15 protein-coding genes are annotated in these 14,207 nt (G+C 44.9%); 12 read left to right on the top strand and 3 right to left on the bottom strand.

Going from position 1 to position 14,207, the window contains the following annotated elements:
- The first annotated feature begins 52 nt into the window (after positions 1 to 52).
- The 6 genes from C1712_RS01715 (at position 53) to C1712_RS01690 (ending at position 5,716) form a co-directional block, all read left to right on the top strand.
- A complete protein-coding gene (locus tag C1712_RS01715) occupies positions 53 to 2,734 on the top strand; it encodes a PRD domain-containing protein (RefSeq protein ID WP_102266211.1) in 2,682 nt (893 codons plus the stop codon).
- Between the two features lie 16 nt (positions 2,735 to 2,750).
- Positions 2,751 to 3,158 carry a PTS sugar transporter subunit IIA gene (locus C1712_RS01710; RefSeq protein ID WP_102266209.1) on the top strand — a complete coding sequence of 136 codons (408 nt, stop codon included), beginning with the start codon at positions 2,751 to 2,753 and terminating at the stop codon, positions 3,156 to 3,158.
- A 24-nt stretch (positions 3,159 to 3,182) separates the two neighbouring features.
- Positions 3,183 to 3,659 carry a VOC family protein gene (locus C1712_RS01705; protein WP_219718824.1) on the top strand — a complete coding sequence of 159 codons (477 nt, stop codon included), beginning with the start codon at positions 3,183 to 3,185 and terminating at the stop codon, positions 3,657 to 3,659.
- A gap of 85 nt (positions 3,660 to 3,744) precedes the next feature.
- On the top strand, positions 3,745 to 4,413 hold the full coding sequence (locus tag C1712_RS01700; RefSeq protein ID WP_245858029.1) for a site-2 protease family protein: 669 nt from the start codon (positions 3,745 to 3,747) through the stop codon (positions 4,411 to 4,413).
- Positions 4,414 to 4,604: 191 nt separating this feature from the next.
- Positions 4,605 to 5,123, top strand: coding sequence for a flavodoxin family protein (locus C1712_RS01695; RefSeq protein ID WP_102266207.1), 519 nt, complete (start codon positions 4,605 to 4,607; stop codon positions 5,121 to 5,123).
- Complete coding sequence (locus C1712_RS01690) at positions 5,105 to 5,716, top strand: hypothetical protein (RefSeq protein WP_102266205.1); 612 nt, start codon at positions 5,105 to 5,107, stop codon at positions 5,714 to 5,716. The genes C1712_RS01695 and C1712_RS01690 overlap by 19 nt, the downstream gene beginning before the upstream one ends.
- Before the next feature lie 40 nt (positions 5,717 to 5,756).
- Here the strand turns inward: C1712_RS01690 and C1712_RS01685 are convergent, their stop codons facing one another.
- Entirely contained in the window at positions 5,757 to 6,443 is a 687-nt protein-coding gene (locus C1712_RS01685) for a uracil-DNA glycosylase (RefSeq protein WP_102266203.1), read from the bottom strand.
- Between the two features lie 125 nt (positions 6,444 to 6,568).
- On the opposite strand from C1712_RS01685, the gene C1712_RS01680 reads away from it, so the two are divergent.
- From C1712_RS01680 to C1712_RS01655, 6 genes are all read left to right on the top strand, one after another.
- Positions 6,569 to 7,708 carry an aldo/keto reductase gene (locus C1712_RS01680; RefSeq protein WP_102266201.1) on the top strand — a complete coding sequence of 380 codons (1,140 nt, stop codon included), beginning with the start codon at positions 6,569 to 6,571 and terminating at the stop codon, positions 7,706 to 7,708.
- Positions 7,695 to 8,117 (top strand): DUF1893 domain-containing protein, encoded by a 423-nt coding sequence (locus tag C1712_RS01675; protein WP_102266199.1) that lies wholly within the window; start codon positions 7,695 to 7,697, stop codon positions 8,115 to 8,117. The genes C1712_RS01680 and C1712_RS01675 overlap by 14 nt, the downstream gene beginning before the upstream one ends.
- Before the next feature lie 219 nt (positions 8,118 to 8,336).
- Complete coding sequence (locus tag C1712_RS01670) at positions 8,337 to 8,981, top strand: DUF4004 family protein (RefSeq protein ID WP_102266197.1); 645 nt, start codon at positions 8,337 to 8,339, stop codon at positions 8,979 to 8,981.
- A gap of 1 nt (position 8,982) precedes the next feature.
- On the top strand, positions 8,983 to 9,609 hold the full coding sequence (locus tag C1712_RS01665; protein ID WP_102266195.1) for a polymer-forming cytoskeletal protein: 627 nt from the start codon (positions 8,983 to 8,985) through the stop codon (positions 9,607 to 9,609).
- A 191-nt stretch (positions 9,610 to 9,800) separates the two neighbouring features.
- The gene (locus tag C1712_RS01660; RefSeq protein ID WP_102266193.1) at positions 9,801 to 11,180 is read left to right on the top strand and encodes an MATE family efflux transporter; all 1,380 of its coding nucleotides are present in this window, start codon (positions 9,801 to 9,803) and stop codon (positions 11,178 to 11,180) included.
- Between the two features lie 210 nt (positions 11,181 to 11,390).
- Positions 11,391 to 12,155 (top strand): SDR family NAD(P)-dependent oxidoreductase, encoded by a 765-nt coding sequence (locus tag C1712_RS01655; RefSeq protein WP_102266191.1) that lies wholly within the window; start codon positions 11,391 to 11,393, stop codon positions 12,153 to 12,155.
- Positions 12,156 to 12,351: 196 nt separating this feature from the next.
- Here the strand turns inward: C1712_RS01655 and C1712_RS01650 are convergent, their stop codons facing one another.
- Together C1712_RS01650 and C1712_RS01645 are read right to left on the bottom strand one after the other, a co-directional pair.
- A complete protein-coding gene (locus tag C1712_RS01650) occupies positions 12,352 to 13,383 on the bottom strand; it encodes a HAMP domain-containing sensor histidine kinase (RefSeq protein ID WP_102266189.1) in 1,032 nt (343 codons plus the stop codon).
- Positions 13,380 to 14,054 carry a response regulator transcription factor gene (locus tag C1712_RS01645; protein ID WP_102266187.1) on the bottom strand — a complete coding sequence of 225 codons (675 nt, stop codon included), beginning with the start codon at positions 14,052 to 14,054 and terminating at the stop codon, positions 13,380 to 13,382. Before C1712_RS01645 ends, C1712_RS01650 begins: the two co-directional genes overlap by 4 nt.
- Between the last annotated feature and the right edge of the window lie 153 nt (positions 14,055 to 14,207).

The following is a 14,207-nucleotide window of genomic DNA, read 5'->3' as shown; positions in this document are numbered from 1 at the left end:
AGCGCTCACTCGTTTGTGCCGTTGTCTGTATAGGCAGAAAAGAGGTGATCAGATGGCACACGTATATGCGGAAAAGGAACAGAAAACGATCGAGGCGATCCATCAGATCGTCATCACATGCAGTAAACAGTATTGTGAACAGGGCGTATTGACCTGTACGGCACAGTCGGTCAAAGAGCAGCTTTATATCTCACGCTCACTTGCTTCCTTGTATTTGAACCATTTAACCAAAGAAGGAAAGATCATCAAGATCATCTCAAGACCGGTCTATTTTTTAGATCGTCAGACGATCGAGACCGGTTTATCAATGCGTTTTTCAAAGACCGTGTTTGAAGATGTCGATGAGTTTTCAGCGCTTTTGCGGGACCAAAATGGAAAGAAAAACGATTTTTTGAAACTGATCGGTCATAGCACCAGTTTGAAATATTGTGTACATCAGTGCGTGATGGCAATCAATTATCCGCCAAACGGCTTACCACTTCTTTTATGCGGACAAAAGGGCAGCGGACGGCAACTGATGGCGCGCTGCATGTATGAATATGCGCTCTCGAATCACATCATTGACGCCAATGCTTCCTTCTTCAGCGTTTCCTGCCAGAAGGGAGATCATAGCAAGAAGATGATCCAGGACAGCTTAAAAGAACAGGAGGGCTTTGTCTATATCAGTGAGATCGAATGCTTAAAAAAGGAAGATCAAAGCGCTTTGATTGCCATTCTGCATCATTGCCAGATCGAGGCGAGAAAAGACAAAGCATCGTGTCGATTTGTTTTATCGACCACGCAGCCTTTGGAAAGCATTGACAAAGAACTGCTTGACGTCATACCGGTGCAAGTACAGATCCCGGATCTGGAAAGCCGCTTTTTATCGGATAAAAGAGATCTCTTGCTGCATTTTCTGAAAAAAGAAGAACAGCAGCTGCAATGTCGCCTGTATCTCAATCCGTTATCTTTTGGGGCACTGCTCAAATATCACTACGAGGAAAATATCGATCAGTTAAAAAGCATCGTCCGCTGGACCTGCGCGAATGCCGCCGCTGATCGCAATGACAGCGGTATCGTTACGATCAAGCCGCTCGATCTGCCTGCTTCGATCGTCCGTACGTTGTCAGTGAAAAATATGATGGAAGAAAAAGAAGCCGGCGTTTATTTCCCACTTGCCCATTTTTATGAGGAACGCACAGAAGCAAAAGCAAATGCTTATGCACAGGCGCTGTTTGATGATTATGCGGCGTATGTTCGCGGTGCGATGCGCTTTGATGAATTTTTATATCGCGCTTCTAATGAAACAAACAGTTACTTTGATTATCATATTTATAAGATTCGCTGTCAGAGCGAAGAACTGAAAACTTTAGAAACGATGGTTTCTCATATCGTAAGACAGATCGCCGAAACGTATCAGATTTATTTATCGGCTAATTTTTCCATCGTTTTATCACGTATTCTCTATATGTTGATGATGAGTGATCAAAGTGCTGAAAGCAGGCAGGACAAAGAACGGGCAAAAGAAATCTATACACTGTTTGACCGTCGTCTTGAAAAAGAAATGATGATTGCTAAGGAACTGCGGCAGACGATCAAATCTTTGTTAGATCTTTCCATTGATGATGTCAATATGCTGTTTATCTGTATCTATATCAGCTTCTATAATAAAAAGATCGATACATCACGTATCACCGGTGTTATTTTATCGCATGGCTATTCCACTGCCAGTTCCATTACCGATGCGGTCAATCGTATGCTCGGCAAGCATGTCTTTGAGGCAATCGATATGCCATTAGATACATCGGTGGAAAGCATCGTTTCCCCGTTACGTAAATTTGTGCAGCAGAAATCAGCGCAACAGGTGCTGCTCTTAGTAGATATGGGATCTTTAGAAGATATCGGCAGCTCACTTTCGGAAATCGCCAATCTTAATATCGGCGTCCTAAATAATATTTCCACGAAGGTAGCGCTGTCAGCCGGTATGAAGATCTTACAAAATCAAGACCTCAGGACGATCTTAAAGGAAGTATGCGAGGAATCGCAGATTTCTTATCAGCTGATCAAAAGCAATCGCAAGCGCAAGGCCATTGTCTTTTCTGCGGAAAACGGCATAGAAGCGACAAAACGGGTCATTGATCTGTTTGTGAAAAGTCTGCCGAATAAAATGGATCTTGATTTTCTATATTTTGCCTATGAAGATCTTGATCACAGTGCGCAATGCGAGGTGCTGTTACAGGAACATGAGGTATTACTGCTGATCGGATCGCTCAATCCGATGCTGGAAGGAATCCCCTTTATTGCGCTGGAGGATATCATTGCCAATGAAAACATCTCTTTGGTTAATTCCATCTTGTCAGAATATCTTGACAGTGCGGGAATCAAGCAGTTTAACAAGAATCTTGTAAAGAATTTTGCTTTGCTGAACATCATCGGCTATTTGACGATCCTCAATCCGGAGAAGCTGTTAAATGCCGTGGAGAGCAGTATTTATAAGCTGCAGCAGCATTTACAGCTCACTTTCAGCAATCGTCTGATCATCGGCTTAAACATGCATATCAGTTGTTTGATCGAACGATTGGTAACCAATACGGAAAAGGAAAAAGAAAAAGTGGAACAAACTACGAAGTTTATGGCATTCGTGCAAGTGTTCCAAGAGAGCTTTGATGAATTGCAGCAGTTATATAAAGTGGTGATACCCGATCATGAGATCGGATATGTGTATCGCTACATACAGGAAGAATTGACTATTTGATGGGAAGGTGGATAAGATGAGAAAGATTATTATTGCCGGACATGGAAATTTTGCGGAAGGCATGCGCAGTTCACTGGAACTGATCATGGGCAGACAAGAGCAGGTCTTAACACTGTGCACTTATCTAAAGCCGGAAAATGTAGAAGAAAAGGTAGATGCGCTGATGAAGCAGATGAGCAAGGAGGATGAAGTCGTCATCTTGACCGATCTGTTTGGCGGAAGTGTCAATAATTATTTTCTGCGCTATATGCAAAATCCGCATACTTATCTGATTGCCGGGGTTAATTTATTGTTGCTGATCGAATTGGTCTGCCGCAAGGATGATGATTTGGACCAAGTGATCGAAACAGCGCTGCAGCACGTACAGAGTTCGATCGTTTACTGTAATCGATATCAAAGTGAAGAGACGCTGTCAGAATTTTGATATTCATGAAAGGAAGGTGAAGCTATGTTATTTCAATCAATCATGCATGTTACTTTTTTCGCAAAGGATCTGCATGCCACGATGGCATTTTATGAAAAACTAGGCTGTCAGATGAAAATGGCAGTAAAATACAAAGCGTATGCGAATCGCCCTGATTCTCCCTATTATGAGCAGGCGAAGCAAACACCGGAAGCGTATTGCATCGTTTACTTTGAGGTAGCGCCGGGACAGTTTATCGAATTATATCCCGCATCGCTAAACCAAAAACCGCATCCCGCATTTAATGAACAGATCGGGTATTCTCACTTTGGCGTCGTAGTGGCGGATATTCAAAAGACCAGGGCCTTTTTGATCGAAAAAGGGGTGGACATTGATGTAGAACCGAAGATCGGTAATTCTCATACTTGGCAAATGTGGATCCATGATCCGGATGGCAATCGCATTGAGATCATGCAGTACACGAAAGATTCCTATCAGGTCATCGGGCATATCGATGAGTAGATCGTCATAGATACGATGACGGAACGGGTGGAAAAACGAGACGACCTGTGCTATACTGATGCTAATGTTCAATGAGGAGGTATGTATGAGTACGATCATGAGCGCATTGTCAATCGATCGATTGATCTACACCGTTCCCGCTATCTTGATTGCCATGACGATGCACGAACTGGCGCATGGCTATGTTTCTTATAAATTAGGAGATCCGACACCGAAAAGCGATGGCCGGCTGTCGCTGAATCCGCTTCGTCATTTAGATCCGCTCGGTACGCTTTGTATGTTGTTGTTTGGCTTTGGCTGGGCAAAACCGGTACAGGTAAATCCCAGCTATTATGACGATCCCAAGGCCGGTATGATGTGGACTGCCGTGGCCGGGCCGCTGATGAACTTCCTGATGGCGCTTTTATCGCTTGTCATCATGGCGGCGCTGCTTTCTGTGTTTGGCGTATATGTCATATTACAAAACGGCATCGTCAGTTATCTGATCACGCTTTGCTTTTACACTGCGACCTTGAATGTCGGACTGGGCGTATTCAATCTGATCCCGATCCCACCGCTGGATGGTTCTAAGGTATTGGCCGGTGTGCTGCCGCAGGATCTGTACTTGAAGCTGATGCAGTGGGAACCTTATATCGGTATGATCTTGTTGCTGGTATTATATTCCGGTCTGCTGAACGCACCGTTAGTGGGAGCGACCAATTCGATCGTAGAAGCGATGAGCAATCTGGTCATCCACTTGTTTGGCTTATATTAGCAGTCATCAGACGCGTTTTCGATGAGGATGCGTCTTTTTTCATGGGAGTTTCTCACTGCCGCCGATTAGGGAAAGCGGAAAGTGATGTCATGGTAAAAAAGGTTGCATAATGGCAAATAATCTTTTAAGATAAAAACAGATCAGACAAAGACAGGCAATTGTTCATGTATGATCAGAAAAGAGGAAACACGATGCGATTGATTTTAAGTGATATTGATTTGAAATACGATGCACTGCAGCTGAAAGATACAAATTTTATTGATTTATCTTCGCTGCAGATCAAAAACTGTATGGGCTGCTTTGGCTGCTGGACCAAGACACCCGGAAAATGTGTGATCCGTGATGATGCCGTTAAGGTCTATCCGCTGATTGCCGCATGTGAACAACTCGTCTATATTACTCATGTTGTTTATGGAGGTTATGACGTGATCATGAAAAGAATGCTGGAGCGGACGATTCCCATTCAGCAGGCGTTTCTCAGAGTATTAGATGGAGAAACCCATCATGTGCAGCGCAAGGTCGCTTTGAAAGATGCGCTGATCATCGCCTATGGTGCCGATGGTTCACAAGAAAGAGCTGTATTTGAAAAACTGATCGCCCGCAATGCGAAAAACATGAATTTCAAACAGTACCGTATCCGCTTCTGTGAGGAAGCTGCATTAGAGGAAACACTGCGAAAGGAGCTTGACGCATGGAACAACAGATCCTGATCTTGAACGGCTCTCCCAGAGCACCGATTTCAAACTCAAAAGCCTATGCGGAACAGTTTATGGAAAACTGCGGCAGCATGGCCGTGTATGATACGATCACCGCGCAAAATCACGAAGCATTATATGCCAAGATGGAGCAGTTTTCTGATGTACTGCTGGTATTTCCGCTCTATGTGGACAGTCTGCCGACACCGGTCCTATCATTTCTGAAAGAGTGGGAAGCGCATTTGCCAAACAAACGGCCGATCATTTCGGTCATGATCAACTGTGGCTTTTTAGAATATGCGCAAAATGATGTTGCGATCGAAATGGTAAAACTGTTCTGCAAGCGAAACGGCTTTCCCTTTGGCTCATCATTACAGATCGGCAGCGGGGAAGCAATCCTCAATACACCGTTTCGTTTTCTGGTAAACAAAGAGATCAAAAAACTGGCAAAGGCAATCATAAACAAACAGTATCGATCGCAGAAAGTAACGATGCCGCTACCTACTTCTTTATTCGTAAAGGCATCGACCAAATACTGGATCGCTTATGGTGAGAAAAACGGTGTCAGTGAAGCCGCGATGCGCACGATGGATATCGAAGAAACCTAGATGAAAATAGCAGCCGTATTGTGATCATACGACTGCTCCTTTATTTTTTGATCGGTATTGATTCAATCTGCCAGTCGATCGGCGTTTCTCCATTCTTTGCTAAGAATTGATTACATTTGGAGAAGTGGCGGCATCCGAAAAAGCCATAGTCGGCAGAATAAGGACTTGGATGCGCACATTCCAAGACCAGATGCTGTGGATTTGTGATCAGTGCTTTTTTATTGCGTGCGTTTCTTCCCCATAACAGAAAGACGACCGGGGTCTGCTTTTGATCGATCAAAGAAATGATGTGGTCGGTCAATTGTTCCCAGCCCTGATTGGCATGAGAGTTTGCCTGTGCGGCTCGTACGGTCAAGACGGCATTCAACATTAAAACACCCTGCTTTGCCCACTTTGTTAAATTGCCGTGTGATGGGATCGTGCAGCCGAGATCATCATGCAGTTCCTTGAAAATATTGATAAGAGAGGGCGGTGGGGCAATGCCTTTCTGTACAGAGAAACAAAGGCCATGTGCCTGTCCTTTGCCATGATAAGGATCTTGTCCGATCAATACGACCTTGACATCTTGATAAGCGGTATAGCGAAGCGCATTAAAGATGTCATACATATCCGGATATACGGTATGGTGACGATATTCGTAGATCAGGAAACGACGCAGTTTCTGATAGTATTCTTTTTGAAATTCATCCTTTAATAAATGATCCCAGTCATTGCCGATCGATACCATATCAATGCCTTCTTTCTGATTGTTTCTATTGCATTTTATCACGGTTTGAGAAAAACGTAAATCTTTGCAGACATTTGCATTTTATTTGCGGTATAATAATAAAAAAGCAAAGGAGGCAAAGAAATATGGAATATCGTACGATGAAACACGGGGAAACACCATCACTTTTAGGATTTGGCTGTATGCGTTTTCCTACTTTGGCAGATGGTTCGATCGATGAAGAAAAAGCGGAAGCGCTGTTAGATCATGCGATCGAAAACGGGGTAACTTATATTGATACCGCTTATCCGTATCATAATCAGATGAGCGAGCCTTTTGTGGGGAAAGTATTGAAAAAATATAAGCGAGATGCTTACTATCTGGCGACCAAGCTGCCGTTATGGGATGTGAAAACACTGGACGATGTGAAGGAGATGTTTCAAAAGCAGTTAGATCGTCTGGATCAAAGCTATGTCGATTTTTATTTGCTGCACGCAATGGATAAAGAAAAATGGGAACTGGTGAAGCGATTAGGGATCATTCCTTATCTGGAGCAGGAGCAGCAAGCAGGCAGGATCAGAAATTTGGGATTTTCATTTCATGACGAATATGAAGTATTTGAAGAAATCCTGACGGCGCGTGACTGGGATTTTTGTCAGATTCAGCTGAATTACATGGATGTGGAACATCAGCAGGGGATCCGCGGCTATTATCTGGCGCAGGAACGCGGTGTGCCGATCGTGATCATGGAACCGAATAAAGGCGGTGCTTTAGCCAATTTGCCGGCGGATATTGAAAGTATTTTCCGTGCCTATGATCCTGACGCTTCCATGGCTTCCTGGGCATTTCGCTGGATCGCTTCCTTAAGCAATGTCAAAGTGGTGCTCTCAGGCATGACGACGATGGCGCAGGTGGTAGACAATTTATCGGTATTCCATGCGTTCAAGCCATTGAATCATCGGGAAAGCATCTTAGTGGAAGAGGCAGCCAAAGCCATTCGCGCCAAGACGAAAAACGGCTGTACCGGCTGTAATTACTGCATGCCGTGTCCATTCGGTGTCGATATTCCGAGAAACTTCAAAATATGGAATACCTATGCAATGTATGAAAACAAGGAACAAGCCGCAAATGGTTTTCAATCGCTGGATCGAAGCAATGCTTTTGCTTCTGTCTGTAAAAAATGCGGTGCCTGTGAAAATAAGTGTCCGCAGCATTTGCCGATCAGAGCGCATTTAGAACAGGTAGCGATGGATCGTAAGGCGTGGGGCATTGATGAAGAGGAATAGGCTTCCCCTTTCTTACTATGAGGGGTTGAAAAGCGGAGCATACACCTGTATCGCACAGTGTGGAAAGCAGTTTTATGTGGCAAAGGAACATGGGATCTTGCCGCTGATCCAATGGATCCAAAGTGATGAGGTGGAGCTAAGCGGCGCAGTGATCTATGATCGTATCGTGGGCAAAGCCGCGGCTATGCTGTTTCGATATGCGAAGATCAAGGAACTGCATACGTTTACGATTTCTGCATTGGCAAAACAGGTGTTAGAGGAAGGCGGTGTGCCATGCTTCTATGAGCAGGAGGTGCCTTATGTCATCAACCGCAAAGGGGATGGCATGTGCCCAATGGAACAGAGTGTGCTGGAGATCGAGGATGTTGAGGAAGGCTATCGGATCCTTTGTGAAAAAGCAAAGCGATGATGATTTAGGTTAGCCGCATTCTAAATCACAATAAAGAGAAGGATCTTTCTGATCGAAGAGATCCTTTTTTTATGTGGCAGGGAAGCAGGATAAGGCAATGAGAATGGATCGGGGATAGGAGAATCAATAAGAAAAACGAAAAAACACTTGTTATTGAAACAATGTTATGTTATAGTAGTTTCAGATAATAAAACATTGTTATGAAAGGAGGGGCAGTGCGTGTATATCTCTAAAAAAGAGTTATTGAAGCAAACCGGTATTTCCTATGGGCAGTTATATCGCTGGAAACGCGAAGGACTGATTCCGGAGGAATGGTTTATCAAACGCTCATCACCGACCGGACAGGAAACCTTTTTCCCACAGGAGCAGATCTTGCAAAGAGTACGGGATATTTTAAGGTTAAAGGATCAGTATTCCTTAGATGAATTGGCAAAGATCTTATCGCCGGAAATATCCAATCGTCTGTTTGAGGAAGAAGATCTGGAAGTGTTTGAGGAAATCGAGATAGATCTGATTGCCGGATTTATGGACGCCTATGAAAAAGACCGTTTTAATTTTTTGGAAATCGTGATCATGGCGACTTTATCTGAGATCAGACGTCGCTTTGCAATGAGTGAGACGGAAATTTTGGAGCTTGCGGAAGGGATCTTCCCTTATGTGAAAGAACTAGAACATGACGGCTATCTTTTGCATCTGTATCAGGTAAACGATATGAAGTTCTTGATGATCGCCAAAAATGATATCAAGTTATATGTCGATACCCATATTGAAGAATTGTATAAAGTATCGCTCATGGAGGTATCGAAAAAGATGAAATTAAAATATCAGGAGCAGTTTCATTTTATCGTAAAGGAGGAACAGTAAAATGGGAAAGACCGTATTTGAGTCGATCGGCACATTGCACGCCGGTACTTATGAAGATATTGAAGTGGAAGGCGTTGTCAAGATCGACGGTGATATTGTATTTCGTGATATGGAAATCGACGGTGTTTGTAATGGCAGCGGCGCGATGAGCGGCAAAAAACTGGAAGTGAATGGTGTTTGCAAGGTACAAGGCGATATTCGGGTAGATCATTTTATCGTTGATGGGCTGATGTCTACCTATGATGGGAAGATTTATGCCAATCAGATCGAGATCGCCGGTCAATTAACGAATCATGGGGAAGTAAGTGCCGATCGAGTCGTTATTGACGGCATCATTCATTTGAATGAACTGGTTGGAGATGTGATCGAAGTCAATGCCGTACGATCGATCAAAAGCTTTCATCTAGGGAACCTGTTTAAGAAGGAAAACAGCGGCTGTCAGATCCAAATGATCGAGTGTACCCGGCTTTATGCGTCGGATACGGCCTGCAAGAAGATCAGTGCGCGGGAAATCGTATTGGAAAATGGTTGTGTCGTGGAGGAAATCGACTGTGACGGCAGTTTGACTTATGATCATACCTGCAAGATCAAAAAGATCAACGGTGATTGTGAGATACACGTTGCGTAAAAGAAAAGCGACCAAACAGTTGCAAGGTACGCTTAGGATTTGTGAAGCATCTGTTTATCAGGGGAAAGCGAGTAAGGAGCATGCTTTCCTCTTTTCGTTCTTGATGCGTTTTATGAAAGAATGTGCTACAATAAGTCGCATAGAAAAATGATGGAGAAAACAGAGGGAATCGAAGAAAGGAGTTTGATCAAATGCGCCAGCATGTGGATTTATTAAAGGGGAATATTATGACCGCGCTTGGGAAACTGTCGATACCGATCATGGCAACCTCATTTATTCAGATGGCATATAACATGATCGATATGATCTGGCTTGGCAAAGTGGGAAGCGGAGCGGTGGCTGCGGTCGGTGCTGCCGGCATGTATATGTGGCTGTCAAACGGTTTGGCGACCTTAGCGAAAATGGGGGGACAGGTAAAGGTCGGACAGAGTTTGGGGGCACAGAATTATGATGATGCGCGTATGTATAGCAAGGGGGCATTGCAGTTGGGCATCGTATTTGCTTTGGCGTGCGGGGTGCTTACATTGTTTGCGGCGGATCAGATGATCGGCTTTTTTCGGCTGAATCAGGCATCAGTGATCCAAGATGCAATCATCTATTTACAGATCACCTGCGGTTTGGTCGTATTTAATTTTATGAATCAGATCTTGACCGGGATCTTGACGGCGATGGGGAACAGTCGTTCTTCCTTTGTGGCAACTTCGATCGGTTTGCTCATCAATCTGGTATTAGACCCGTTGTTTATTTTCGGTTTCGGTATGATCCCGGCGATGGGCGTTGCCGGTGCGGCGATTGCGACGGTTTTGGCGCAGTTTGTCGTATTTGTGATCTTTTTGGCGGTGATCAGAAAAGAAACGGCGATGTTTCATGATCTGCGCTTATGGAAAGCCGCATCTAAAAAGCATGTGCTTACGATGGTTTCGATCGGTTTACCGAGCGCTTTGCAAAGCATGCTGTTTTCCGGGATCTCCATGATCATTGCGCGTATGATCGCGGTTTGGGGCGATGGCGCAGTAGCGGTGCAAAAGGTAGGCAGCCAGATCGAATCCATTTCCTGGATGGCGGCAGAAGGCTTTGCGGCGGCTGTCAATTCCTTTGTGGCGCAGAATTATGGGGCGAAACAATATGAACGGGTGCGCAAAGGCTATCGCACTTCCATGCTGATCGTTTCCTTGTGGGGACTTTTCTGTTCCGTTGTACTGATCGTATTTCCGGAGTGGATCTTTCGGATCTTTTTATCGGAGAAAGAGGTCATGCAGATGGGAATCGACTATCTGAGAATATTGGGTGTTTCTGAGCTGTTTATGTGCATTGAGATCACAACAGCCGGTGCTTTCAGCGGGATGGGGAAAACGATCCCGCCAAGTATCGTCAGCATCGTGCTTACGGCGGCGCGTATCCCGACTGCCTATCTGCTGGCGGAAACGGCACTGGGACTCAATGGCGTCTGGTGGAGCATCTCTTTATCCAGCGTGCTGAAAGGCATCGTTTTAGTAGGCTGGTTTATGTGGTTTATCCATCGGCACCTGCCGTTGCAAAAAAAGGCAGGGGAAGCTGTTGCTTTGCCGTAAAGAACAAGTATAGGAAATAACTATCAGGACGGGCGATCGTCCTTTTTATCTGATCAAGAGTGAAACGAATCATTTAGAAAGAGAAAGGGCAAAAAGCTTGTGTTCCTTGGCTTTGCCTTTGGGCAACATGGTTAAAGGGAAGAGAAAAGTGTGATAGAATAAGAATGAAAAAAGCGGTTTCTAAATACAATCAAGCAAGGAGGGATCATGATGAAACGCTTAGAGAATAAAGTTGCGATCATTACCGGAGGCAATTCCGGCGTCGGTGCCGCGACGGCGATACGATTCGCCAAAGAAGGCGCAAAGGTCGTGATTACGGCACGTCGGGAAGGGCCGTTAAAAGAGGTGGCCGATACGATTCAAGCAAACGGCGGTACGGTATTGCCGATCGTATCAGATATCGCAAAGCCGGAAGATGTGAAGCATTTGGTGGAAAAGACACTGGAAGTATTTGGCAAGATCGATATTTTGGTAAATAATGCCGGTGTTTTAGAAGCCGGTTTGAAACCGATCGATCGATGCACGGACGAGGATCTGGAAAAGATCATCAATACCAATCAGAAAGGTACGATCTATTGCATACGTGAAGTAAGCAAAGAGATGGCAAAGAGCGGTGTCGGATCGATCGTAAATGTTGCTTCGATTGCCGGTTTAATGGGATGCGGCGGCGCTGCCTATGTTTCCAGCAAGGCTGCGGTCATCGGCATTACCAGACATACCGCGCTGCGTTTTGCCGGTACCAACATTCGCTGCAATGCGATTTGCCCGGGTACGATCGTGACGCCAATGGTTGCCGATTCCCGTCCGGAAAATTTAGATCCGGATATGCTGGGACAGATGGCAAAGCACGGTGATTTGAAGATCCAGCCGTGTCTGCCCGATGATGTAGCTAATATTTTATTGTTTTTGGCAAGCGATGAATCCAGAGCGATTACCGGACAAAGCATTGCCTGTGATTTCGGCAGCACGCTGTAAGCAAAAGAGCGATTGCGTTGCAGAAACAAAGAAACGATCGATGATGTACGGTCGTTTCTTTGTTTATGCGCAGATTCGCTTTTAAGGAAAATGAAATAGCAAAGACAAAGAAGGAATCAGACAAACAGGTGCAAGCAAAAGAAAGCAAGGAAAAACAGGGTATATCGAAGCACCCTGTTTTTATCAGCTGTATGAATTATACAAGCGGCAGCGTAACTGTAAACATCGTTCCTTTTCCCTCTGCACTGGCTACTGTCAAGGTACCGTCATGCAGATCGACGATTCGTTTGGCAAGCGCCAGACCAAGTCCATTGCCGATTCCGGTCCTGGACGTATCGGCTTGATAAAACTTTTCATAGATGCGCTTTTGCACCGCTTCGCTCATGCCGATCCCATTATCGGCAACGGTTACGATCACATCATTTTTCTCGATACGCAGCGTGATGCGGATTTCTCCCTTTTGGGAGACGAATTTAACGGCGTTGCCGATGAGATTTTGCCATACCTGCATCAACAGTTCTTTGTTTCCCTTATAACGGATCGCGGAAAGATCAACCTCTAGACACAGTTCTTTCTGTGTCCACTTCGTTTCAAACAATAAGATCGCTTCTCTGATCTGTTCATCCAGCGCATAAGTTTCTTTCTGGATTTCCAGTTCCTGATGTTCAAGACGGGAAAGCAATAGGATATTGCCGCTTAGATCAGATAGACGGCGGGCATTAACAAGGATGCGTTCCGCATATTCCTGCCTTTTCTGCGTAGTCAAAGATTGATTTTGAAGCAAAGCGGCATAGCCTTCGATCGCGGAGAGCGGTGTTTGAAATTCATGTGAAACATTTTCGATGAAATCCTTGCGCAAGATTTCCGTATTAGATAATTCCCGCACCATCGTATTGAAGTTGTGCGCCATAGAATGCAGTTCTTCTGCTACGATGTCCTCATTGAGCCTTACCGTAAAATTGCCTTTAACGACTTCTTTGGTCGCATCGTCGATTTCCCGGATCACATTCAAAGGACGCTTGCCTACGGTATGCGATAAGATCGTGCCGACGATAATGCTGATAACGGCAAATAAGAGCAGTGTTAATTCTTTCGGCGGAGCGTCGATGAAATTACTTTCCGATACCAGTACCGTGATCAGACCGGTTAGCCCCATCGTCAGCAGAAGAATCAAAAACACCAGAGCGGAAAAGAGCACGGCGATGCGAAATGAACGATTGCGTATCATTTTCGTGCCACCGCCTTATAGCCTAAACCGCGCATCGTTACAATATCAAAGTCGGGATTATCTTTGCATTTTTCTCGCAGCCGGCTGATGTGGACATCCAGCGTATGGGAATCGCGCTCCTGATCTACGCCCCAGATCTCATCCATGATCTGGGTACGGGTAAAAATGCGATCAGGTGCTGACAACAGCTTAAACAGCAGTAAAAACTCCTTTTGCGGTAAAACGACTTCCTGCTCTCCACAGCGCAGCGTATAAGTGTCGCTGTTTAATTCACTGCTGCCGATCCTTACCTTACGCTGACTGATGATCTGGGAACGCCGCAGCAGCGCTTCCACCCGCCATATCATTTCATTGACATCGATCGGCTTTACCATATAATCATCGATCCCGGACTGAAACCCCTTTTGTTTATCGGCTGCCTGACCTTTTGCGGAAATGATCAGGATCGGCATCGTATAGCCGGCGTTTCGAATCGCCTGGGTCATTTCAAAGCCATTCAGTTTCGGCATCATGACATCGGAAATGATCAGATCGATGTAATGACTTTCCAGCAGATCAAACGCCTGTAATCCATCATTCGCCGCGATGGCATGATAGCCGTTTTCCTCTAAGACCGTGCAAAACAGATCACGCAGTTCACGATCATCTTCTACTACCAGCACCTGAAACATAGCAGCACCTCCATTTTATCCCTGTTATTATAACACTTCTTATGCAAATCACCTTGCACAAAGCCTAAACTTTACGATAAAAAGAAAGAAATGATCATTTTATGACAGAAGGCAGCGCTTATTTTCATGGAAAAAAGCAATCGCATAAAGACG

This window comes from Massilicoli timonensis, from assembly GCF_900199515.1.
In the GTDB taxonomy this organism is placed as follows: domain Bacteria; phylum Bacillota_I; class Bacilli_A; order Erysipelotrichales; family Erysipelotrichaceae; genus Massilicoli; species Massilicoli timonensis.
The sequence above is the reverse complement of the archived record's forward strand: the minus strand, read 5'-3'. Positions and strand labels throughout refer to the sequence as shown.

What these genes read in the sequence shown, in the direction of transcription:
- C1712_RS01715 (WP_102266211.1), top strand. Translation starts at nt 53, where the DNA reads ATGGCACACGTATATGCGGAAAAGGAACAGAAAACGATCGAGGCGATC.
- C1712_RS01710 (WP_102266209.1), top strand. Translation starts at nt 2,751, where the DNA reads ATGAGAAAGATTATTATTGCCGGACATGGAAATTTTGCGGAAGGCATG.
- C1712_RS01705 (WP_219718824.1), top strand. Translation starts at nt 3,183, where the DNA reads ATGTTATTTCAATCAATCATGCATGTTACTTTTTTCGCAAAGGATCTG.
- C1712_RS01700 (WP_245858029.1), top strand. Translation starts at nt 3,745, where the DNA reads ATGAGTACGATCATGAGCGCATTGTCAATCGATCGATTGATCTACACC.
- C1712_RS01695 (WP_102266207.1), top strand. Translation starts at nt 4,605, where the DNA reads ATGCGATTGATTTTAAGTGATATTGATTTGAAATACGATGCACTGCAG.
- C1712_RS01690 (WP_102266205.1), top strand. Translation starts at nt 5,105, where the DNA reads ATGGAACAACAGATCCTGATCTTGAACGGCTCTCCCAGAGCACCGATT.
- C1712_RS01685 (WP_102266203.1), bottom strand. Translation starts at nt 6,443, where the DNA reads ATGGTATCGATCGGCAATGACTGGGATCATTTATTAAAGGATGAATTT.
- C1712_RS01680 (WP_102266201.1), top strand. Translation starts at nt 6,569, where the DNA reads ATGGAATATCGTACGATGAAACACGGGGAAACACCATCACTTTTAGGA.
- C1712_RS01675 (WP_102266199.1), top strand. Translation starts at nt 7,695, where the DNA reads ATGAAGAGGAATAGGCTTCCCCTTTCTTACTATGAGGGGTTGAAAAGC.
- C1712_RS01665 (WP_102266195.1), top strand. Translation starts at nt 8,983, where the DNA reads ATGGGAAAGACCGTATTTGAGTCGATCGGCACATTGCACGCCGGTACT.
- C1712_RS01660 (WP_102266193.1), top strand. Translation starts at nt 9,801, where the DNA reads ATGCGCCAGCATGTGGATTTATTAAAGGGGAATATTATGACCGCGCTT.
- C1712_RS01655 (WP_102266191.1), top strand. Translation starts at nt 11,391, where the DNA reads ATGAAACGCTTAGAGAATAAAGTTGCGATCATTACCGGAGGCAATTCC.
- C1712_RS01650 (WP_102266189.1), bottom strand. Translation starts at nt 13,383, where the DNA reads ATGATACGCAATCGTTCATTTCGCATCGCCGTGCTCTTTTCCGCTCTG.
- C1712_RS01645 (WP_102266187.1), bottom strand. Translation starts at nt 14,054, where the DNA reads ATGTTTCAGGTGCTGGTAGTAGAAGATGATCGTGAACTGCGTGATCTG.